We start from the raw sequence: 20,642 nt of genomic DNA on the forward strand, positions 1-20,642 counted from the left end.
CCACGACCCTGAACGGAGTCCCGAGCCATGGCCACCACCGACACCCGCCTGGCGTTCGTGTCCGGCACCCGCCTGCCTGGCTGGGTGGAGCGCTTCGCCGCGAGCCACGGCGCGGTGAACGGGGAAGAGCTCGACGGCGGCCTCCAGCTGCGCGCCGCGGACGGGGCCGCGGCCCTGCTGCAGGCACCGTGGCCGGTGGACGGGCGGCCCGGCCGCGGCAGCGACGCCGTCTCCCGGCTGGCTTCCCTCGCCGGGCAGCCGAGGAGCATCGGGGCCGTGCTGGTCCGCCGGGGCGGTTACTCCGTGGCCGTTATCAGCGCCGGCGCCGTGCTGGCGTCCAAGACCGGCACGCGCCATGTCCAGTCCCGGACAGCGGCCGGCGGCTGGTCCCAGCAGCGGTTTGCCCGGCGCCGGGCCAACCAGGCCGATGCTCTGGTGGAGGCCGTCGCCGATCATGCCGCCCGGATCTTCGGGGCGCACCCCATCGAATACATCGCGCCGGGCGGCGACCGGACCCTCGCCGAACAGGTGCTCGACGAGCCGGTGCTGAAGCAGTACGGTGCGCTGGCGAGGCTGGCGTTCCTGGACGTCCCGGACCCGCGCGCTGCGGTGCTGAAGAAGGCGGCCGCGGACCTGTGCGCGGTGCGGATCCTGGTGACCGACCCGCCCGCTTGAAAGACCCGCGCCCCGCAGTCGGGGAACCGCCGGAATGGCGCGCGGGCGGCGCCCATGGCGGCAATCCTCAGCAGCCGGTCAGGTGCCGCTTCGGCCGCTCCTGCCGGTAGAGGTACCGGCAGGCTTCGCGGAAGCCGGCCCGGGCATAGAGGTCCCTGGCCCCGGCGTTGGAGGCCATCACCAGCAGCCAGCAGCCTTCCACGCCGCGGGATGCCCCGGCAGCCAGCAGCGCCCGCAGGATCCTGGCGGCGTAGCCCCGCCGCCGGGCGTCCGGGCGGGTTGCCATGCAGTACAGGCCAGCCCAGCCGCCTGCCCCGACTGCCCCGCCGGGAGGAGGAGGAACGGCGAGCCGTCCGACGGCGGCCGGCACGCCGTCGTCGTCCCGCAGCAGCGCGTACAGCGACGGGCAACCTTCGAGGATTTCGCGGGCGGCGTCGAGCGCCGCCTCGTCTCCCCGGCCGTCAACGCTCCACCAGAGACGCATCCATTCCGCAGTGGGCTCAGCGGAGAGCTCGACGCCGGAGCCTGGCTCCGGCGACTCCGTGCCGCCGTCCCGGACCAGCACCAACGTTTCGGACTGCCGGGTGAAGCCCTCCTCGTCGAGCACGGCGTGCAGGCCGGCATGACGCGGGCCTTCGAACATCTGGAAAATCAGCGGCAGGCGGCGGCTCCGGTACCAGAGCCGCGCCTCCCGCAGCGCAGGGAGCTGCCGGTGCGGGTCTTCGCCAGGGTTCCGGGGCCAGACGGAGTTGGCACGCTGCGTCACGCCGGACGCGGCGCGGAGCACCCAGCCGCCGGACTCCTCCCGCTCGGCGGCGGGCCAGGCGGCATCCATCAGCGCCTCCAGATCGGGCAACTCGGCCGGCTCCGTCATTTCTTCCCTTCAACACCTTCAATGAGACGGCAGAGGCCCCCCGGTTTCCCGGGGAGCCTCTGCCGTTGAACCATTCAGGTTATTCGGCCTTCTTGGCTTCCGGCTTGAAGTCAACGCCGGCTTCCTTGCGCTGCAGCGCCGTGATCGGCGCGGGCGCCTGGGTCAGCGGGTCGAAGCCGCCGCCGGACTTCGGGAAGGCGATGACGTCGCGGATGGACTCAACGCCGGCCAGCAGTGCGACCACGCGGTCCCAGCCGAAGGCGATGCCGCCGTGCGGAGGCGCACCGAACTTGAAGCCCTCGAGGAGGAAGCCAAACTTGGTCTGGGCATCTGCCTTGTCCAGGCCCATGAGTTCGAAGACCCGTTCCTGGATGTCGCGCTCATGGATACGGATGGAGCCGCCACCGATTTCGTTGCCGTTGCAGACAATGTCGTACGCGTAGGACAATGCCGCTTCGGGATCCTTGTCGAAGCTGTCCATGAATTCGGGCTTGGGCGAGGTGAACGCGTGGTGCACGGCGGTCCACTGGCCGGCACCGACGGCGACGTCGCCGGAGGCGACGGCGGCTGCGGCCGGTTCGAACATCGGGGCGTCGACAACCCACACGAACGCCCAGTCCGACGGGTTGATCAGGCCGGTGCGGTGGCCGATCTCGACGCGGGCGGCACCCAGCAGGGCACGGGCCGCGGACTTCTCCCCTGCGGCGAAGAAGATGCAGTCGCCGGGCTTGGCACCGACGGCACCGGCCAGGCCGGCACGCTCAGTCTCAGTCAGGTTCTTGGCCACGGGGCCGGCCAGTTCACCGTCCTCCTTGAAGAGGACGTAGGCCAGTCCCTTGTGCCCGCGCTGCTTGGCGAACTCCTGCCAGCCGTCCAGGGTGCGGCGCGGCTGGGAGGCCCCGCCCGGCATGACGACGGCGCCGACGTAGGGGGCCTTGAAGACGCCGAAGCCGGTGTCCTTGAAGAACCCGGTCAGCTCGGTGAGCTCCACGCCGAAACGCAGGTCCGGCTTGTCCGAGCCGTAGCGGGCCATCGCGTCGTGGTAGGTGATGCGCTGGATCGGCGTCGGGATCTCGACGTCGATCAGCTTCCACAGTGCCTTCACGATGGATTCGCCGAGGCGGATGATGTCATCCTGCTCCACGAAGCTGGCTTCGATGTCGAGCTGGGTGAATTCCGGCTGGCGGTCCGCGCGGAAGTCCTCGTCGCGGTAGCAGCGGGCAATCTGGTAGTACTTTTCGAAACCGCCCACCTGCAGGAGCTGCTTGAACAGCTGCGGGGACTGCGGCAGCGCATACCAGGAACCGGGCGCGAGGCGGGCGGGGACCACGAAGTCGCGGGCGCCTTCCGGCGTCGAGCGCGTCAGCGTGGGGGTTTCGATCTCGACGAAGCCGTCCTGGTGCAGCAGTTCGCGGGCCACGCGGTTGGCCTCCGAGCGCAGCCGCAGGTTCCGGGCGGGGCCGGGGCGGCGCAGGTCCAGGTACCGGTGCTTGAGGCGAGCTTCCTCGCCCACTTCGACGTGCTCATCGATCTGGAACGGCAGCGGCTCGGAGGTGTTGAGGACGGTGACCTTCTCGGCCATGACCTCGATCTCGCCGGTGCCGAGCGCGGGGTTCTCGTTGCCCTCGGGGCGCCTGGACACGGTGCCCACGATCTGCAGCACGTACTCGTTGCGCAGACCGTGGAAAACCTCTTCCTCACGGACGACAACCTGGGCGACGCCCGAAGCGTCACGCAGGTCAACGAATGCGACACCACCGTGATCACGACGCCGGCCGACCCAGCCGGCCAGGGTTACGGTTTGTCCAATGTGCTCGGAGCGAAGTGATCCGAGGTCATGTGTGCGCAGCACAGCATACCTTTCAGAGGGAAGACAGAATCAAGTAAGTGAGGCCCGCTACTGGAACGGTCCCGTCCGAGTTTACCCGCTGGCCGGGGTTGTCCCGGAATGACAGCCGCCAGGCATGACTGCTGTCATTCCGGGACCAGCCCGGCCAGCGGGCAGGGGGTCCTAGGCTTTGGTGACCCGGACGTGCAGGTCGTCCTCGGCGGGGGCCCAGCTGGCCGGATCGGCGTCGGACTGTTCGCCGGAGCGGATGTCCTTGACCTGGTGCTTGCCGTCGTCATCGGTGAACCAGACAAACGGGATGCCGCGGTGGTCGGCAAACTTGATTTGCTTGCCGAATTTCTCGGCCTTCGCGGCGACCTCGGTGGCGATCCCCCGGCTGCGCAGCTGCGCGGCGACGTCCTGGGCCGCGCCCCAGCTGTCGTCGTTGGTGAGCGCCACGAGTACAGCGGTGGGCACGGAGCGCGAGGCTTTCGCGAGATCCTGGCTGAGGATCCGGGAGACCAGCCGGGTCACACCGATTGACAGTCCGACGCCGGGGAACTTGCGGTTGCCCTTGCTGGCCAGTGCGTCGTACCGGCCGCCGGAGCAGATCGAGCCGAGCTGTTCGTGGCCCACAAGGATGGTTTCCACCACGGTGCCGGTGTAATAGTCCAGGCCGCGGGCGATGCTGAGGTCCGCGACGACCCGGCCGGGGGCATGCTGAACGGCGGCCGCAATGACCTGTTCCAGCTCGTTCAGTCCTTCCTCCAGCAGTTCGCTGCTCACGCCCAGAGCCCGGACCTGCTCCACGAAGGACGTGTCCTCGGTGCGGATCGAGGCGAGCTTGAGCGCCAACTGTGCCTGCTCCTCGCTGGCGCCGAGTTCGGATTGCAGCAGCTCCGCCACCTTGGCGGGACCGATCTTCTCGAGCTTGTCGATGCTGCGCAGTACCCCGGCTGTGTCCATGAGCCCGATGCCGCTATAGAAGCCTTCGGCGAGCTTGCGGTTGTTGATCCGGAGCAGGAAATCCGGAATCGGCAGGGCGCCCAGGGCCTCGGCGATGACCAGGGCAATCTCGACGTCGTAGCGGAACGGCAGTTCGCCGTCGCCGACGATGTCGATGTCCGCCTGGGTGAACTCGCGGGCCCGGCCCTCCTGCGGGCGTTCGCCGCGCCAGACCTTCTGGATCTGGTAACGGCGGAAGGGGAAGGCGAGGTAGCCGGCGTTCTCCACGACGTAGCGGGCGAACGGCACCGTCAGGTCAAAGTGCAGGGCCAAGGCATGCGGATCACCCTTGCCCGCCCGGCTGTCCTGGTCCGCTTCGCCTTCCTCGTCCTGGAGCCGCCTCAGCCCGTAGACCTCTTTGTCGATCTCGCCCTTGCGCAGCAGCTGGCCCACCGTCTCCACGGCCCGGGTCTCGATCGAGGAGAAGCCATGGAGCTCAAAAGTCCGGCGCAGGGTATCCAACACATGGAGCTCCACCAGCCGTTCCTCGGGAAGCCACTCGGGGAATCCGGACAGGGAGGCGGTGCGTGCCATGGTGGAATTTTCTCCTCAGGTATCACCGGCCGGTTCGCTGGCGCCGCATCCCGGCCGAGACGGGTTGTCCGAAACGGCGAACAGATGGGCGGCAGACCGGCCAGTCGTGCATAAACTGTGTGCGGCAGTCAGTTTATGCTTTCGGCGCCGGCAACTCTAATGCGGCCGGGCACCACCGGGACTGCCGGCAGCTTTGCAGCTGAAACCGCGACGGCGCCACGGCCCGTCAAGGTTCCGGCCCGACAACCAGGAGGACTTTTGGCGGCCAGTTCACGGAGCGCCCGCGATGCCAAGCGGCGCGTCCAGCAGATGGAGGCGAAGCGCGGGCTTCGCCGGGAACAGGACAAGCGCCGGAAGCGCGACAACGTCCTCGCCGTTGGCGCGGGCACCGCGGCGGTGGCCCTCGCCCTCGTGCTCCAGCTGACGGTCTTCTCCTCCAACCCGACCGAGGAGGAATTCGCCGCCGCGCAGGCCGAACTGGCCTCACCGACCGCGACGCCGTCGGCCTCGGCCCCGGCCCCCGCCGGCAACGGCGAGAACATCCCCAAACCGGAGACCGCGGCCGGCAAGATCTTCACGGGCGAGCTCAAGCTCAATGCCGGGACGATGGGCGTCGAACTGGACGGCACCAAGGCACCGCAGGCTGCCGCCGTCTTCAAGTCCCTGGCGGACCAGAACTTCTACGCCGGCCTCAGCTGCCACCGGCTCACCACGGGCGAGACCTTCGGCGTGCTGCAGTGCGGCTCCAAATCCGGCGACGGCAGCGGAGATCCGGCCTACACCTGGGGTCCGCTGGAAAACACCCCGCCGGACAATGACTACCCGGCAGGCACCATCGCCGTGGCCAGGACGGGCGGGAACGCCAACGGCAACGGCACCCAGTTCTTCATTGTGTACAAAGACACCGTCATTCCGGCCGATGCTGCCGGTGGCTATACCGTCGTCGGCAAGGTGACGTCCGGACTCGACGTGGTTGCCGGGATCGCTGCCGCCGGCCTTAAACCGGGTGATAACGCCACCGACGGCGCACCTGTGGAACCAGTCACGATAGACTCGTTCTCACTGAAGTAACCAGCCGGGGCCCTTGCGGCCACGGTCCCGGTATTTCCCTCCAAGCGAAAGACTTCTAGCGGTGACAGACAGTCAGAAATCCGACGAAACAGTGTCAGCAGCAGCTGCCAACGAGACCGATGCCGAGGCAACGTCCGTAGGCCACGCCACTGGACACACCACAGCACAGGCGACAGACACTCCCCCGGACCCGGCAGCGGACACGGCAACAGAACCGCAGGTAACAGAGCCGCAGGCCGAGGTTCAGTCCGCCCCGGAAGCTCCCGAGGCAGCAGCACCAGCCGGGGAATCCGCCCCGGTCGCCGAAGCACCCGCCGCGGAAGCCGCCCCGGCTGCTGCGTCGCGCCCCGCGCCGTCCCCGGCGTCCTTCGCGGCCCGGCCCAAGGCAAAGCCTTCCCCGGCCGCTCCGGCCGCCGCACCGGCGTCGGTCTCCTCGGCGGCCTCGCTCGCCGAAGCCGCCCGCTGGGGCCGTGTCGAAGGCGACGGCCATGTCTTCCTGACCGTCGCCGGTGAGGAACACCCCGTCGGCCAGTACCCGGGCGTCAGCGATGACGAGGCCCTGGGCTATTTCGCCCGGAAGTACGACGACGTCGTCGCGCAGATTGTCCTGTTGGAACAGCGCGTCAGCTCCAAGGCGACCACCACGGACATGCAGAAGACCGTCACGCACCTGCGCGAGCAGCTTGCCGAGCGCAACATGGTGGGCGATCTCCGCGCCGCCGAGGCCCGCCTGGACGCCCTCGCCACGCAGATCAGCGAGCTCGAGAAGGCCGAGAAGGCCGAACACGACGCCGTCCGCGCCGCCGAACTGGCCGCCCGCGAAGCCATCGTGGCCGAAGCCGAGGAGATCGCCGGACACGACCCGGCGCAGATCCAGTGGAAGACTTCCAGCGCCCGGATGAACGAACTCTTCGAGGGCTGGAAGACGGCTCAGAAGAGCGGCGTCCGGCTCGGCCGGAGCAACGAGGACGCACTCTGGAAGCGCTTCCGGGCTGCCCGTACCGTCTTTGACCGGCACCGCCGCGCCTACTTCTCGCAGCTGGACAGCAACAACTCGGCAGCCAAGGCTGCCAAGGAGAACCTGATCGCCGAGGCGGAAGCTTTGTCCTCCTCGACCGACTGGGGCTTCGCAGCCGGCGAGTACCGCCGCCTCATGGACCAGTGGAAGGCCTCGCCCCGCGCCAGCCGCAAGGACGACGACGCCCTCTGGGCACGTTTCCGGGCCGCGCAGGATGTCTTCTTCACCCACCGCCAGGCAGCCAACGATGAGATCGATCAGGAATACGGCACGAACCTCGTGGTGAAGGAAGCCCTGCTGGTGGAAGCCAACGGGCTGCTGCCCGTCAAGGACCTCGCCGCCGCCAAGAAGGCACTCCAGTCCATCCGTGACCGCTGGGAAGAGGCCGGCAAGGTGCCGCGCGCCGATATGGGCCGCGTCGAAGCCGGGCTGCGGAAGGTGGAGGACGCCGTCCGCCAAGCCGAGGATGAGAACTGGAAGCGGTCCAACCCGGAAACGAAGGCCCGCACCAACAGCGCGCTGAGCCAGCTTGAGTCCGCCATCGCCGGCCTCAAGGATGACCTTGCCAAGGCCGAGAAGGCAGGCGACGAGCGTAGGATCACGGTAGCCAAGGAAGCTCTCGAAGCCCGCCAGGCGTGGCTGGAACAGCTCGAGCGTTCAGCGAGCGAACTCTCCTAGCACCCCGGCTGGAATCTCGTCCAGGCCCCGTTTCGGTTATCCACATGACCGGGACGGGGCCTGTTTCGTGACCCGGACACCCGGCACGATTGCTGAATGGTCCACCCGCCCGGCGCTGATCCGGTTGCCCCTGTTGCTCTTCCGGCCGAACTGTACTCCCCCGGCACGCTCTTCTCGTGGCCGGAGCTGCAGGCCATGGCGGCCGACGGCGTCCTGACGCAGCTGTACCAGCGCGGCTACCTGCCGCCGGGCACCCGTTCGACCCCGCGGCTCCGGGCCCGCGCTCTCGCCACGATGATCCCGCCGCAGATCAGGCAGCGCGTGGTCGCAGGCAGGATGACGGCGGCCTGGGTTTACGGCTGCGCGCGGGAACCGGACCGCCTGGCGCTGCTGGTGGACGCCAACCGGAGACTTTCCAGCCTGAGATCCACGCGAGGCTGCACTTTCCATGAGGTGCGCCTGGGTCCGTTCGACGTCGTCAGCCTCGGCGGGCTGATGGTCTCCAGCCCGCTACGGACTGGAGTGGACATCGCCCTCCATGTGGAACCGGAACGGGCGCTGCCGGCCCTGAACGCGCTCCTGGCCCGGACTGAGCTGGGCGTGCGGCTGCGCCTGCTCCGGCTCGCCGTGGAAGCCACCCCGCGCGTGCCGCACAAAAAGGGGGCACTGGAGAAACTCGCTGCCCTGGAGAACGGGAAACCGCCCTAGCTGCGCCGCCGGTTCCCGGTGGTGCGGTAGACGTCAAAGACACCGTCGATCCGCCGGACCGCACTGAGCACGTGGCTCAGGTACTTGGGATCGCCCATTTCAAAGGCAAACTTGGAAATGGCCACCCGGTCCGTGGAGGTATGCACGCTCGCCGCCAGGATATTGACGTGGTTTTCCGACAGGATCCGCGTCACGTCCGAGAGCAGGGACTTGCGGTCCAAGGCCTCGACCTGGATTTCCACCAGGAACACGCTCGACTGCGTGGGCGCCCAGTCGACGTCGACGATCCGGTCCGGCTGGTCCATCAGGCCCGCGACGTTGGTGCAGTCGGTCCGGTGCACCGACACGCCCGAACCGCGCGTAACAAAGCCCAGAATCGGATCCGGCGGCACGGGTGTGCAGCACCGTGCCAGCTTCACCCAGACGTCGTCCACGCCGCGGACAACGACGCCGGAATCGGAGTACTTGGCTTTGCTGACCTGGGTGGGGATGGAGACCTCGGAGAGGTTATCGTCGGGCGTTTCCTTCCCGCCGAGGCTCTCGACAAGGCGTTCCATGACGGACTGGGCCGAGGTGTGGCCGTCGCCCACCCCGGCGTAGAGCCCGGAGATGTCCGCGTACTTGAAGTCCTCGGCGATTGCGGCGAGGGCGTCGTGCGTCATGAGCCGCTGCAGCGGGAGGTTCTGCTTGCGCATGGCCTTGGTCAGCAGTTCCTTGCCGCGGTCGATCGCCTCTTCGCGGCGTTCCTTGCTGAACCACTGCCGGATCTTGTTGCGGGCCCGGGCGCTCTTGACGAAGTGCTGCCAGTCCTGGCTGGGCCCGGCCCCTTCGGCCTTCGAGGTGAAAATCTCCACCCAGTCGCCGTGGTTCAGTTCGCTGTTGAGCGGCACCAGCTTGCCGTTGACCCGGGCACCGATGGTCCGGTGGCCCACCTCGGTATGCACGGCGTAGGCGAAGTCCACGGGTGTGGAGCCGGCGGGCAGGGCCATGACCTCGCCCTTGGGGGTGAAGACAAAAACCTCACGGGCGTTGATTTCAAAGCGCAACGAGTCCAGGAATTCGCCCGGATCGGAGGTCTCCTGCTGCCAGTCGACCAGGGAGCGGAGCCAGCCCATGTCGCCTTCGCGGGGGCTGCCCGGACCGGCTGCCGTGCGGTTCGGCTGGTCCTTGTACTTCCAGTGCGCGGCGACGCCATATTCGGCGCGGCGGTGCATCTCGTGCGTGCGGATCTGGATTTCGACCGGCTTGCCGCCCGGACCTATCACCGTGGTGTGCAGTGATTGGTACATGTTGAATTTGGGCATCGCGATATAGTCCTTGAACCGCCCCGGCAGGGGATTCCAGCGCGAGTGCATCGCGCCCAGGGCCGCGTAGCAGTCCCGGACAGAGTCGACGAGGACCCGGACGCCCATGAGGTCGTTGATGTCGTCAAAGTCTTTGTCCCGGACGATCATCTTCTGGTAGATCGAGTAGTAGTGCTTCGGCCGTCCGGTGATGGTGGCCTTGATCTTGGCCGCGCGCAGGTCCTCGGTGATCTGGTTGCGGATGACGCTCAGGTTTTTCTCGCGCTCCGGGGTCCGGTCCCCCACCATGCGAACGATTTCCTCGTAGACCTTCGGGTAGAGGGCCGCGAAGGAGAGGTCCTCCAGTTCCCACTTGATCGTGTTCATGCCGAGCCGGTGGGCCAGCGGTGCAAAGATTTCCAGGGTTTCCCGGGCCTTCCGCGCCGAGGACTCGGCGGACACGAAGCGCCAGGTGCGGGCGTTGTGCAGCCGGTCAGCGAGTTTGATCATCAGCACCCGGATGTCTTTGGCCATCGCCACGACCATCTTGCGCACCGTTTCGGACTGGGCGGCCTCGCCGAAGCTGACCTTGTCCAGTTTCGTGACGCCATCAACCAGCATCGCGACTTCGGGCCCGAACTCGGCTTTGAGGTCCGCCAGGGTGTATGACGTGTCCTCGACCGTGTCATGCAGCAGTGCCGCGGCCAGCGTTGTGCCGCTGAGGCCCAGTTCGGCGAGGATCGTTGCCACCGCTACGGGGTGCGTGATGTACGGGTCGCCACTCTTACGTTTCTGCCCGCGATGGCAGCGCTCCGCCACGACGAAGGCACGCTGGATGAGGTCGAAGTCCTCTTTGGGGTTGTTGGCACGCACGGTGCGGAGCAGGGGCTCCAGGATGGGCGAGTAGGCCGGGGCACCGCGCCCTGTCAGCCGGGCGAGCCGGGAGCGGGTGCGTTCGCGGCGGCCGGGGAACGTGGGCCGCGCGCCCGAGCTGTCGACAGGGACAGACGGATCGGCGCGTACGGAAGCAACCACACCAGTCTGCGAACCCTGGCCGGTACCCTTGTCCGCTGGTGCTGCCGGCACCGGCGTCGAACGTTCTTCCAATGAAGCACCCCTCACAACCCGTTAATTATTCAAGTCTATTCCCGCGGCAGGATACTTCGATAACCGACCGGGATACGGCGACGGGCCGGAGAGCGTCACGGATGACGTTCTCCGGCCCGTCGGATCACACCGGGCGGACCGGCTGTAGGCTACGCCGTGGCCGGTGCGGAGGTTTTGGCCGCAGCCTCTGCCCGGCGCTGCTCCACGCGCTTGGCCTGCTTGACCAGCTCAGGTTCGTTCTGCCGCAGCCAGGCGTAGAGCGGCGCGGCGATGAAGATCGTCGCAGCCGTTCCGATCAGGATGCCAAAGAACAGCGCCAGCGAGAGGTCCCGCAGCGTTCCCGCCCCCAGCAGCCCGGCGCCGATGAAGAGGATTGCACCGACGGGAAGGATGGCCACCATCATCGTGTTGATGGAGCGGACCAGGGTCTGGTTGACGGCCAGGTTGACTTCCTCGCCGAAAGTCCGCCGGGTGGAAGCCTGCAGGTCCGCGGTGTTTTCACGGATCTTGTCGAATACCACCACGGTGTCGTAGAGCGAGTAGCTGAGCACAGTCAGGAAGCCGATGATGGCCGACGGCGTCACCTCGAAATCGCTGAGGGCGTAGACACCGGCGGTGATGAACATCGTCACGAGCATACCGGCGATGGCGGACAGTGACATCTTCCACGTGCGGAAGTACAGCGCCATCAGCACGGCGGCGAGGCCGACGAAGATCAGCAGTCCCAGCAGGGCCTGCTTGGTCACGTCTGCGCCCCAGGTGGGTCCGATGAACGTGGACGTCACCTCGTTCTCGGTCACGCCGTAGGCCTTCGTGAGGCCTTCCTTGATCTGCAGCGTCTCGTCGTCGGTGAGCTTATCCGTCTGGATGCGCATCGTGCTGCCGGCGACATTCGCCACCCGCGGGATGCTGCCGGGGACAACGCCCTGGACGGCCTGCTCACCGATAGTCGCGTCCGTGGTCTTCACATTGGAGACCGTGAATTCGGATCCGCCGCGGAACTCGATGCCGAGGTTGAATCCGCCCTTGGCGACCGGGAGAAGGATCGAGAGCGCGACGGCGACCGCCGCGATCAGGAACCAGATCTTCTTGGAGCCGACGAAGTCGTACGAGCGCTTGCCCGTGTAAAGCTCGTTGCCGAAATTGGCGAAGCTGGCCATTTACTTGCCCTCCTTTGAAGCGCTCTTGGAGGAACCGGCAAGCTGTCCCTGCTGTAGCTGTTCCTGACGTTCCGCGAGGCGGCGTTCTGCAATGGTCATGCGGCGTTCGGCTTCCGCCGCGGCGCCAGTGTTCTTGGCGCGGACCGCCACCGTGGGCCTGTCCTCCGGCGTGCGGATCCGGCCGGCTCCCCGATACAGGGGCACGGCGCCGAGGCGCTTGGGGTCAAGTCCCGAGAACCGGTGGCCTTCACCGAAGAACCTGGTGCGGGACAGCACCTGCAGGGTCGGGTGGGTGAACATGAAGACGACGATCAGGTCAGCGATGGCGGTCAGGCCGAGGGTGAACGCGAAGCCGCGGACGTTGCCCACCGCCACGAAGTACAGCACGAGGGCGGCCAGGAGGTTGACTGCCTTGGATGCCAGGACGGTGCGCTTGGCACGTTTCCAGCCGTTCTGGACGGCCGAGACCAGGCCGCGGCCTTCACGGAGCTCATCGCGGATGCGTTCGAAGTAGACGATGAACGAGTCCGCCGTCTGGCCGATGGCGACGATGAGGCCTGCGACGCCGGCAAGGGATAGACGGTAGTTCTCCGTCCAGCCCAGGATCGCGATGGCCAGGTAGGTCAGCGCACCGGCCACCACGAGGGAGGCTACGGTGACGAAGCCGAGCGCCCGGTACTGGAACAGCGAGTAGACGACCACCAGCAGCAGGCCAATCAGGCCTGCCAGCATGCCCATGCGGAGCTGCTCACCACCGAGGGTTGCCGAAATCTGCTGCTCGCTCTGGATCTCAAAGCTGATCGGCAGGGCGCCGAAACGCAGCTGGTCCGAGAGGGCCTTCGCGGACTTCTCCGTAAACCCGCCGGTGATCTGCGGGCGGCCGTCGGTAATGACGGCTAGGGAACGCGGCGCCGAAATGACCTGGTTATCGAGGACGATCGCGAACTGGGCCTTCGGATCCGAGCCACCCTGGCCACCGCCGGCGACGTAGAACTGGTACAGGCGCTCGGTGACTTCCTTGAACTTGGCCGTGCCCTGGTCGTCGAACTGGATGTTCACAGCCCACTCGTTGGTCACGGCGCCCTGGGCACCGCGCTGGAGCTGGAAGGTCGAACCCTTGATGTTCGAGCCCTTCACTTCAACCGGGCCAAGGACGTACTTGATGGCCGGCGAGTTGGCGGAGGCGGGCTCGCACGTGACCAGCGGCTTGGCCGGGTCGGAGCGTTCCTGCTTGTCCTGGGCGGGGTTGTCGCAGTCGAGCGCCTCGAATTGCTTGTAGACCTCGGGGGTGATCCAGTTCTCGTCACTGCTGTTGGCAGGCGCGGCCGTGGGCTGGGGCAGCTTGTCGTCCGGGGTCCTGGACTCCGGGGGAACTGCTGCGCCGGGGCCGGCCTGAAGGACCGGCCGGAAGTTCATGTCGGCGGAGGCCTGGATCAGCGCACGGGTTTCCTTGGAAGGCGTGCCAGGAAGGCTGACCACGACGTTGCGGCCGGACTGCGTGCTGATTTCAGCTTCCGCAACGCCCGAGCCGTCCACGCGCTGGCGGATGATCGCCACGGCCTGGTTGAGCTGTTCTTCGTTGATGTCCGAGCCGCCCTCCACCTTGGGCGCCAGGATCATCTGGGTGCCGCCTTCAAGGTCCAGGGCGAGCTTGGGAGCCCAGCTCGCCTGGCCGGCAATCGTGCCGCCCGCCAGGACGGCAGTCAGGACGGCGAGAATTACGCCAAGCCAGACCAGCACCCTGAGGGCTGTGTTTTTGGGGCCAGTACGTGCCATTGTCGATCTTTCTATTATTTACGGAGGAACCGCCGGTGCAGGCCCGGAGGCCCGCACCGGCGGATGCCCGCAACCGTTACTTCGCGGGATAGCTCAGATAGGCAGACTAGCTGTCTTTCTTGCCTTCGTCATTGAGGCGGCGCAGAGTTTCATCAGGAGTTTCATTGCGGGGCGCTTCATTGACAGGAGCGGCACTGTCCGCCTTTTCAGTGGTCAGCGAGGAAGCGTCGTCGGGAATAACCGCCGGCTCCTCGGTTGCGACAACCGGCTCAACAATCTTGGTGACGGCCTGACGGTGCACGGTGGCGGTGTTTCCCGGGGAGAGTTCGAGCAGGACCTTGTTCTCTTCCTCATCGATTTCGACGATGCGGCCGTACAGGCCGAAACTCGTCATCACCTCGACGCCGGGGCCGAATTTCGACTGGAGCTGCGCCTGCTGCTGCTGCGTCTTCTTGTTCCGGCGGAACATCATGAAGACGAAGACGCCGAGCATGACGAACAGGAGAATTGTCATTGGATCCAAGGGGAAATTCCATTCTTTTACTTGCCTAGCTGGGTTTCAGCAACGTCCGCTTCGCTCCGGGCCGCCTGGCAAAATGCCTGGCAGTGAACCTGCCAGAAAACCATACCCGGCCAGGAGCGGCCAGATGCGCGCCGCCCACAGAAACAAAGACCCGAACGTGCCGAGCGTCATTCCAGTCTAAAGGGAAAAGGTCACGGGGCGGTGTTATTGACTGTTACGGATCCATTCCGGATCCGCTTCCTCACCCAGTTCTTCAACGTTTTCATCACCGGGGTCGGTGGCCCGGAACAACTCCAGGGGGTCCTGCGCAAAGACTCCGGCCGGCACGGCAAAGCCGAGGTGGGTCCAGGCCGGTGCCAGGGCAATCCGGCCCCGGGGTGTCCGCCCCAGCAGCCCCTCCCGGACGAGGTACGGCTCGGCCACGGTTTCCACGGTCTCCGTTTCCTCACCGACGGCGATCGCGAGGGTGGACAGGCCTACCGGTCCGCCGCCGAACTTCGTGATGAGCGCTTCGAGGACGGCACGGTCCAGCCGGTCCAGGCCGCGCTTGTCCACCTCGTACATGTCCAGCGCGGCGGAGGCTGCCCGGGCATCGATCTGCTCGATACCGTGCACCAGTGCCCAGTCGCGCACACGCCGCAGGAGCCGGTTGGCGATGCGGGGGGTGCCCCGGGAGCGTCCGGCAATCTCGCTGAAACCGGCGGAATTGACCTTGAGGTCCAGCAGCCCGGCAGAGCGCCGCAGCACCAGTTCGAGTTCCTCGACGGAGTAGAACTCGAGGTGTCCGGTGAAGCCGAAGCGGTCGCGGAGCGGCCCGGGCAGGAGGCCGGCGCGGGTAGTGGCGCCCACCAGGGTGAAAGGCGGCAGTTCGAGCGGGATGGCAGTGGCGCCGGCACCCTTGCCGACGACGATGTCGACGCGGAAGTCTTCCATCGCCATATAGAGCATTTCCTCGGCCGGCCGGGACATCCGGTGGATCTCGTCGAGGAAAAGGACCTCGCCCTCCGAGAGGGAGGACAGGATCGCGGCGAGGTCGCCGGCGTGCTGGATGGCAGGACCGCTGCTGATCCGCAGCGGGGCGTTCATTTCGGCCGCGATGATCATCGAAAGCGTGGTCTTGCCCAGCCCGGGAGGTCCGGAGAGCAGCACGTGGTCGGCGCTGCGTCCGCGCATGCGGGAGGCCTCCAGCACCAGGGAGAGCTGCTTGCGGACCCGGTGCTGGCCGACGAAGTCGTGCAGGTTCTTGGGCCGGAGCGCGGCCTCGATGACCCGCTCCTCCGGCTCCTCTCCCCCGGCGACGAGCGACGGCTCAGCCACGGGCGCCTACCCTGTTCCCGGCGCGGGCGCCGTCCTGGCCCAGCCAGCGGAGGGTGGCGCGAAGGATTTCCGCCACGTTGCCCTTGTCTGCCAGCTCGGGGGAATCCGCCAGGGATTTGTCGATGCTGGCGGTGGCGTCCTTTTCGGACCAGCCGAGGCTCGTCATGGCAGCGACGACCTGCGGCTTCCAGACCGCTTCCGCGGATACTGCCGGGGCCGTGGCGCCTGCGGTCCCGTGCGGCACCAGCTTGCCGGCCAGTTCCAGCACGATGCGCCCGGCGACCTTAGGCCCGATCCCGGGCACCTTGGTGAAGGACTTGCCATCGCCGGAGTGGGCGGCGACGCGGATGGCCTCGGGTTCGTGCACGGCCAGCACCGCCAACGCCAGCCGGGGCCCGACGCCGCTGACACTGAGCAGGACGTCAAACACCTCGCGTTCGTCGTCGCTGCCGAAACCGAACAGGGTGAGGGAGTCCTCCCTGACGATCAACGACGTGAAGAGCTTCCCCTCCTCACCCACCCGCAGGCTGCTGAGGGTCTGCGGTGTGGCGTTCACGCTCATACCGGCGCCGTTGAGGTCGATCACTGCCGAGGACAGGCCGACGTGCGCTACGGTTCCGCGGAGAAAACTGATCAAAGCCGGGCTCCTGGGTTTACAGCGAAAATACAGCTGACAATATAGCTGACAATATAAACCGGAAGAACCGGCTATCCGAACATATCTACGAATACCCTACCAAGCTCCACGCCGGCACAGTCGGACATTCAACGCGCACGGCGCGCTTTGGCCTCGGCGTCCGCCCAGGCACGCTGGGCCGGGGTCAACGACTGGCCGCCCGGTCCTGTGCTGACTGCGCCCTTGTTGGAAGTTCCGCTGCCGGCCCGCCACGCATGGGTGATGGCAAGCGCCAGGGCGTCGGCGGCGTCGGCCGGCCGCGGAGGGGCGTCAAGGCGGAGAATCTTCGTGACCAGTTTGGTGACGGCGTCCTTGTTGGACGTGCCGCTGCCGGTAACCGCGGCCTTGACCTCCGACGGCGTGTGCAGCGCCACCGGGATGCCGCGGCGTGCGGCCGCGGCGATCACCACACCGGAGGCCTGCGCGACCCCCATCACGGTGCTGACGTTGAGTTGGGAGAAGACGCGCTCGACGGCGAGGACGTGCGGTTCGTACTTGTCCAGCCAGTCATCGATCGAGGTGGCGATGACCAGCAGCCGCTGGTCGAGGCTTTCCTCCGGAGAGGTTCCGACGACGCCGAAGGCCACCATGGTGGCACGGCGGTTCTTCTCAACGTCCACGACGCCGATCCCGCAGCGGGTGAGGCCCGGATCGACGCCGAGGACGCGAAGGGTCACTCGGCTTCCAGTGCGGCCTGCACTTCGTCGCTGAGGTCGGCGTTGCTGTAGACGTTCTGGACGTCGTCGAGTTCCTCGAGGGCGTCCACGAGCTTCATGAATTTCTTGGCGGCGTCGAGGTCCAGCGGCACCTCCATCGACGGCACGAACTCGGCCTCATCGGTGTCGTACTCGATCCCGGCTTCCTTGAGGGCATCCCGGATGGCCTGGAGGTCGGTCGGCTCGGAGTGGATCTCGAAGCTGTCGCCGTTGTCCTTGACTTCCTCAGCGCCGGCGTCGAGGACGGCCATCAGCACGTCGTCTTCGCTCAGGCCGTTCTTCGGCAGGGACACGACGCCCTTGCGGGAGAAGAGGTAGCTGACCGAACCGGGATCGGCGATGGTGCCGCCGTTGCGGGAGATGGCGAGGCGGACTTCCGAGGCGGCGCGGTTCTTGTTGTCCGTGAGGCACTCGATCAGCAGCGCCGAGCCCTGCGGGCCGCGGCATTCGTACATGATTTCGGTGTAGTCCACGACTTCGCCGGTGAGGCCGGCGCCGCGCTTGATGGCGCGGTCGATGTTGTCAGCGGGGACCGAGGTCTTCTTGGCCTTGGTGACCGCCAACTCCAGGCTGGGGTTGCCGGCGAGGTCCGGTCCGCCCATGCGCGCTGCAACTTCGATGTTCTTGATCAGCTTGGCGAACGACTTGGCCCGGCGGCTGTCGAGGATGGCCTTTTTATGCTTGGTCGTCGCCCATTTGGAGTGGCCTGACATGCTTTATGCTTCTCCTCTGATCATTCGGATAAACAGTTCATGCACGCGCTTCTCCCCCGTCACTTCGGGGTGGAAGGAGGTGGCCAGCAGCTGGCCGGAACGCACAGCAACAATTCTAGCCGTCCCGTCCAGCGACTCGGGGTGGCCCGCCCTGGACGGTTCCACCATGGCGAGGACCTCCACACCATCCCCCACCCGCTCAACCCAGGGTCCGCGGATGAAGACGGCATGGACGGGGGGCACGCCGTGCTCCGTGGCGCTGAATTCCAGTCCCTTGAAATCGAGGTCCGTCTCGAAGGATTCCCGCTGCCGGCCAAAGGCGTTGCGGCGGACCGTGATATCCAGGCCGCCGAAGGTCTGCTGCGGATTCCCGGCGAGGTCCCTGGCCGGGTCGGCGATCTCGTTCGCCAGCAGGATCATGCCGGCGCAGGAACCGTAGACCGGCAGCCCGCCCCGGATGCTGTCACACAGCGGTTCCCGGAGGCCGAAAATCCTCGACAGTTTGTCAATGGTGGTCGATTCGCCGCCCGGAATGATGAGGCCGTCGAGGCCGTCGAGTTCGGACGGGCGGCGTACTCCGATGCCGGTGGCGCCGGCATCCTCCACCGCGTGCAGGTGTTCGCGGAAATCGCCCTGGAGGGAAAGGACACCTATCCGCAGGCCTGCACCCGCGCGGGAAGGAAGCGCAGAAGGGGGGTTGGTCATTCGACCAGCATAGTGCGCCGGGCTTTCCCGAACTGCACCGGCTCCGCCGCCCGGCAGGCTTTCATGCCGCCGCTGGGATATATTACAAAGCATGTTTTACTTCAGTGTTCCGCTCGGCAAGCTCGTCCGCCGGGTCTCCCGGCTCTGGGGCGGAGGCTCTGCCCTTCCCGGTCTGGTGGTCGAGAAAATCGACCCCGCTTTCATGCGGAGGACACTGTCCACGCTGCCTCTCGGCGTCGCCGTCGTTAGCGGTACCAACGGCAAGACGACCACCACAAAGATGGTCGTGGAGCTGCTGGAAAGCCAGGGCCTGACGGTTTTCACCAACCGCACCGGCAGCAACTTCACCCGCGGCGTCGCCGCGGCGCTGCTCGGCGAGGTGGACTGGCGCGGCCGGCTCAGGGCGGACGTCGCGGTGCTGGAACTGGACGAGGCCCACGCCGTGCACTTCGTCAACCAGGTGCCACCCCGCTACAGCCTCCTGCTGAATGTCCTGCGCGACCAGCTGGACCGCTTCGGGGAGATCGACAAGACCGCGGAGCTCTTGCAGCATGTTGCCTCCAAGACCACAGGGACCGTTGTGCTGAACCGGGAAGACCCCCGCGTGGCCCGAATCGCGGAAACGCTTACCGCGGACACGCACAAAACAGGCACGCACAAAACAGACACGCACAAAACAGACACCCTGAACGGCCCCGACGTCCTCTACTTCGGCCTCGATGATTCGCTGCTGAGCACTTTCCCGAACGACGACGAGCTGCGGGCGGCCCCCGGCAGCCCGGTGCCTCCTGCCCCCGCGAAGCCGCACGCCGACGTCGTGCTGCGCCGGGTCGGTGCCGATAATGCGGACTTTGAGTACGACGGCGTCACCGTCACCACCGCGATGTTGTTGCGCGGTGTCTACAACATCTTCAACGCGGCCGCCGCGTTGACCCTGGCCCGGGCCATCGCGGTCAGGGACGCCGGTCAAGGAAAGACGGCTGTGGCAGATAACGACGGCCTGCTCAGGGCGCTGTCCCGTGTAGCGCCGGCGTTCGGCCGCGGCGAAAGCCTCGTGGTCGACGGCCTGCCGCTGGAACTGGTGCTGGTGAAGAACCCCAGCGGCTTCCGGCTCGGCCTGAAGTCCTTCCCTGCCGCGGGCTACGCCACCATGATCGCGATCAACGACAACTATGCAGACGGCCGGGACATGTCCTGGCTCTGGGACGTCGAATTCGACACCCTCCGTGAGGAGGGCGCGGACCAGCTGAGCGGCTCGCGGGCCTACGACATGGCCCTCCGGCTGCAGTATGACGACGTCCCCATCGGCGCCGTCGATACCGACATCGCGCCCGCACTGGCTGCCTTCATCCGCGGCGCGAAGGGCAAACCGAAACGGATCTTCTGCACCTACACAGCCATGCTGGCCATCCGCCGCGAGCTAGCCAAAATCACCACAGTGGAGGTGGTCTCATGACCCCCCAGCCTTCGTCCGGGCAGACCGGACGGCAGTCCGGACACGGGCTCTCCTACGGACACGAACTGCCGCCCGAGGAACTGGCTGCGCCCAGCAAGGGAACCATCCGGGTCCTGCAGCTCTATCCGCGCGACATGAATATCTACGGAGACTGGGGCAACGCCTTGGTCCTCGCCCAGCGCCTGCGCTGGCACGGCTATACGCCGGAACTGCTCGAATACAACGTCGGCGACGACTTCCCCGCACACGTGGACCTGATCCTCGGCGGCGGCGGCCAGGACAGCGGACAGCTCGTGATCAAGGACGATCTGCTGTCCCGGGAATCCACCTTGCGGGAGCTGGCCGAGGACGGCACCCCCATGCTCGTGATCTGCGGGCTGTACCAGTTGTTCGGGAAGTTCTTCAAGACCCGGCTGGGTTCGGTCATTCCGGGAATCGGCATCCTGGATGTGGAAACGCACGGTACCGAAGTGCGGTTGATCGGCAACGTCGCGGTGTCCTCCCCGGAATTCGGCAGCATCCTCGGGTACGAGAACCACAGCGGCCAGACCACGCTCGGGCCAGGCGTCTCACCGCTGGGATCCACGGCCAAGGGCACCGGCAACAACAGCAACGACGGCCAGGAAGGCGCCCGCTACCGGAACATCGTGGCGAGCTACCTGCACGGCTCGCTGCTGCCCAAGAACCCGGCACTGGCAGACTTCCTGATCCGGACCGCCGTCGAACGCAAGTACGGCAGCTTCTCCCCCGGCACCCCTGATGACTCCTACGCGGTCCTCGCCCGCGAACACGCGGCCCGCCGGCCGCGCTGACAGCGAC

18 protein-coding genes are annotated in these 20,642 nt (G+C 66.8%); 6 read left to right on the plus strand and 12 right to left on the minus strand.

Features of this window, described 5'->3' with window-relative positions:
• Nucleotides 1–27 precede the first annotated feature (27 nt).
• A complete protein-coding gene (locus ACQCSU_RS02650; RefSeq protein ID WP_426978101.1) occupies nt 28–675 on the plus strand; it encodes an acVLRF1 family peptidyl-tRNA hydrolase in 648 nt (215 codons plus the stop codon).
• A 67-nt stretch (nt 676–742) separates the two neighbouring features.
• Here the strand turns inward: ACQCSU_RS02650 and ACQCSU_RS02655 are convergent, their stop codons facing one another.
• From ACQCSU_RS02655 to hisS, 3 genes are all read right to left on the minus strand, one after another.
• Nucleotides 743–1,549: a GNAT family N-acetyltransferase gene (locus tag ACQCSU_RS02655; RefSeq protein WP_426978102.1), complete on the minus strand. Its 807-nt coding sequence runs from the start codon at nt 1,547–1,549 to the stop codon at nt 743–745.
• A gap of 79 nt (nt 1,550–1,628) precedes the next feature.
• The gene (gene aspS, locus ACQCSU_RS02660) at nt 1,629–3,401 is read right to left on the minus strand and encodes an aspartate--tRNA ligase (RefSeq protein ID WP_426978103.1); all 1,773 of its coding nucleotides are present in this window, start codon (nt 3,399–3,401) and stop codon (nt 1,629–1,631) included.
• Between the two features lie 159 nt (nt 3,402–3,560).
• Nucleotides 3,561–4,916, minus strand: coding sequence for a histidine--tRNA ligase (gene hisS, locus ACQCSU_RS02665; protein ID WP_426978104.1), 1,356 nt, complete (start codon nt 4,914–4,916; stop codon nt 3,561–3,563).
• 258 nt (nt 4,917–5,174) lie between these two features.
• On the opposite strand from hisS, the gene ACQCSU_RS02670 reads away from it, so the two are divergent.
• The 3 genes from ACQCSU_RS02670 (at nt 5,175) to ACQCSU_RS02680 (ending at nt 8,391) form a co-directional block, all read left to right on the plus strand.
• Nucleotides 5,175–5,987: a peptidylprolyl isomerase gene (locus tag ACQCSU_RS02670; RefSeq protein WP_426978105.1), complete on the plus strand. Its 813-nt coding sequence runs from the start codon at nt 5,175–5,177 to the stop codon at nt 5,985–5,987.
• A gap of 61 nt (nt 5,988–6,048) precedes the next feature.
• Nucleotides 6,049–7,683 carry a DUF349 domain-containing protein gene (locus ACQCSU_RS02675; protein WP_426978106.1) on the plus strand — a complete coding sequence of 545 codons (1,635 nt, stop codon included), beginning with the start codon at nt 6,049–6,051 and terminating at the stop codon, nt 7,681–7,683.
• 96 nt (nt 7,684–7,779) lie between these two features.
• Nucleotides 7,780–8,391 carry a hypothetical protein gene (locus ACQCSU_RS02680; RefSeq protein ID WP_426978107.1) on the plus strand — a complete coding sequence of 204 codons (612 nt, stop codon included), beginning with the start codon at nt 7,780–7,782 and terminating at the stop codon, nt 8,389–8,391.
• On the opposite strand, the gene ACQCSU_RS02685 is transcribed toward ACQCSU_RS02680, so the two are convergent.
• The 9 genes from ACQCSU_RS02685 to pdxT form a co-directional block, all read right to left on the minus strand.
• Nucleotides 8,388–10,781 (minus strand): RelA/SpoT family protein, encoded by a 2,394-nt coding sequence (locus ACQCSU_RS02685; RefSeq protein WP_426978108.1) that lies wholly within the window; start codon nt 10,779–10,781, stop codon nt 8,388–8,390. The two genes, ACQCSU_RS02680 and ACQCSU_RS02685, sit on opposite strands and share 4 nt — an antisense overlap.
• A gap of 149 nt (nt 10,782–10,930) precedes the next feature.
• Nucleotides 10,931–11,941, minus strand: coding sequence for a protein translocase subunit SecF (gene secF / locus ACQCSU_RS02690; RefSeq protein WP_426978109.1), 1,011 nt, complete (start codon nt 11,939–11,941; stop codon nt 10,931–10,933).
• Nucleotides 11,942–13,717 (minus strand): protein translocase subunit SecD, encoded by a 1,776-nt coding sequence (gene secD / locus ACQCSU_RS02695; protein WP_426978110.1) that lies wholly within the window; start codon nt 13,715–13,717, stop codon nt 11,942–11,944.
• Between the two features lie 106 nt (nt 13,718–13,823).
• Nucleotides 13,824–14,231, minus strand: coding sequence for a preprotein translocase subunit YajC (gene yajC, locus ACQCSU_RS02700; RefSeq protein ID WP_426978112.1), 408 nt, complete (start codon nt 14,229–14,231; stop codon nt 13,824–13,826).
• Between the two features lie 213 nt (nt 14,232–14,444).
• Complete coding sequence (gene ruvB / locus ACQCSU_RS02705) at nt 14,445–15,557, minus strand: Holliday junction branch migration DNA helicase RuvB (protein ID WP_426978114.1); 1,113 nt, start codon at nt 15,555–15,557, stop codon at nt 14,445–14,447.
• Nucleotides 15,550–16,194: a Holliday junction branch migration protein RuvA gene (gene ruvA, locus ACQCSU_RS02710; protein WP_426978116.1), complete on the minus strand. Its 645-nt coding sequence runs from the start codon at nt 16,192–16,194 to the stop codon at nt 15,550–15,552. Before ruvA ends, ruvB begins: the two co-directional genes overlap by 8 nt.
• Nucleotides 16,195–16,322: 128 nt before the next feature.
• Nucleotides 16,323–16,910 carry a crossover junction endodeoxyribonuclease RuvC gene (ruvC, locus tag ACQCSU_RS02715; RefSeq protein WP_426978118.1) on the minus strand — a complete coding sequence of 196 codons (588 nt, stop codon included), beginning with the start codon at nt 16,908–16,910 and terminating at the stop codon, nt 16,323–16,325.
• Entirely contained in the window at nt 16,907–17,662 is a 756-nt protein-coding gene (locus tag ACQCSU_RS02720) for a YebC/PmpR family DNA-binding transcriptional regulator (protein WP_426978120.1), read from the minus strand. The genes ruvC and ACQCSU_RS02720 overlap by 4 nt, the downstream gene beginning before the upstream one ends.
• 3 nt (nt 17,663–17,665) lie before the next feature.
• Complete coding sequence (gene pdxT / locus ACQCSU_RS02725; RefSeq protein WP_426978122.1) at nt 17,666–18,367, minus strand: pyridoxal 5'-phosphate synthase glutaminase subunit PdxT; 702 nt, start codon at nt 18,365–18,367, stop codon at nt 17,666–17,668.
• A gap of 91 nt (nt 18,368–18,458) precedes the next feature.
• Between pdxT and ACQCSU_RS02730 the strand changes: the two genes are divergently transcribed.
• Nucleotides 18,459–19,823, plus strand: a complete 1,365-nt coding sequence (locus ACQCSU_RS02730) for a MurT ligase domain-containing protein (RefSeq protein WP_426978124.1) — start codon at nt 18,459–18,461, stop codon at nt 19,821–19,823.
• A gap of 134 nt (nt 19,824–19,957) precedes the next feature.
• On the plus strand, nt 19,958–20,635 hold the full coding sequence (locus ACQCSU_RS02735; RefSeq protein ID WP_426979924.1) for a type 1 glutamine amidotransferase: 678 nt from the start codon (nt 19,958–19,960) through the stop codon (nt 20,633–20,635).
• Nucleotides 20,636–20,642: the final 7 nt, after the last annotated feature.

The organism is Pseudarthrobacter sp. O4, from assembly GCF_050157025.1.
In the GTDB taxonomy this organism is placed as follows: Bacteria; Actinomycetota; Actinomycetes; order Actinomycetales; family Micrococcaceae; genus Arthrobacter.

Coding starts and splice junctions, on each gene's coding strand:
- ACQCSU_RS02650 (WP_426978101.1), top strand. CDS start 28: ATGGCCACCACCGACACCCGCCTGGCGTTCGTGTCCGGCACCCGCCTG.
- ACQCSU_RS02655 (WP_426978102.1), bottom strand. CDS start 1,549: ATGACGGAGCCGGCCGAGTTGCCCGATCTGGAGGCGCTGATGGATGCC.
- hisS (WP_426978104.1), bottom strand. CDS start 4,916: ATGGCACGCACCGCCTCCCTGTCCGGATTCCCCGAGTGGCTTCCCGAG.
- ACQCSU_RS02680 (WP_426978107.1), top strand. CDS start 7,780: ATGGTCCACCCGCCCGGCGCTGATCCGGTTGCCCCTGTTGCTCTTCCG.
- secF (WP_426978109.1), bottom strand. CDS start 11,941: ATGGCCAGCTTCGCCAATTTCGGCAACGAGCTTTACACGGGCAAGCGC.
- secD (WP_426978110.1), bottom strand. CDS start 13,717: ATGGCACGTACTGGCCCCAAAAACACAGCCCTCAGGGTGCTGGTCTGG.
- yajC (WP_426978112.1), bottom strand. CDS start 14,231: ATGACAATTCTCCTGTTCGTCATGCTCGGCGTCTTCGTCTTCATGATG.
- ACQCSU_RS02720 (WP_426978120.1), bottom strand. CDS start 17,662: ATGTCAGGCCACTCCAAATGGGCGACGACCAAGCATAAAAAGGCCATC.
- pdxT (WP_426978122.1), bottom strand. CDS start 18,367: ATGACCAACCCCCCTTCTGCGCTTCCTTCCCGCGCGGGTGCAGGCCTG.
- ACQCSU_RS02730 (WP_426978124.1), top strand. CDS start 18,459: ATGTTTTACTTCAGTGTTCCGCTCGGCAAGCTCGTCCGCCGGGTCTCC.
- ACQCSU_RS02735 (WP_426979924.1), top strand. CDS start 19,958: ATGAATATCTACGGAGACTGGGGCAACGCCTTGGTCCTCGCCCAGCGC.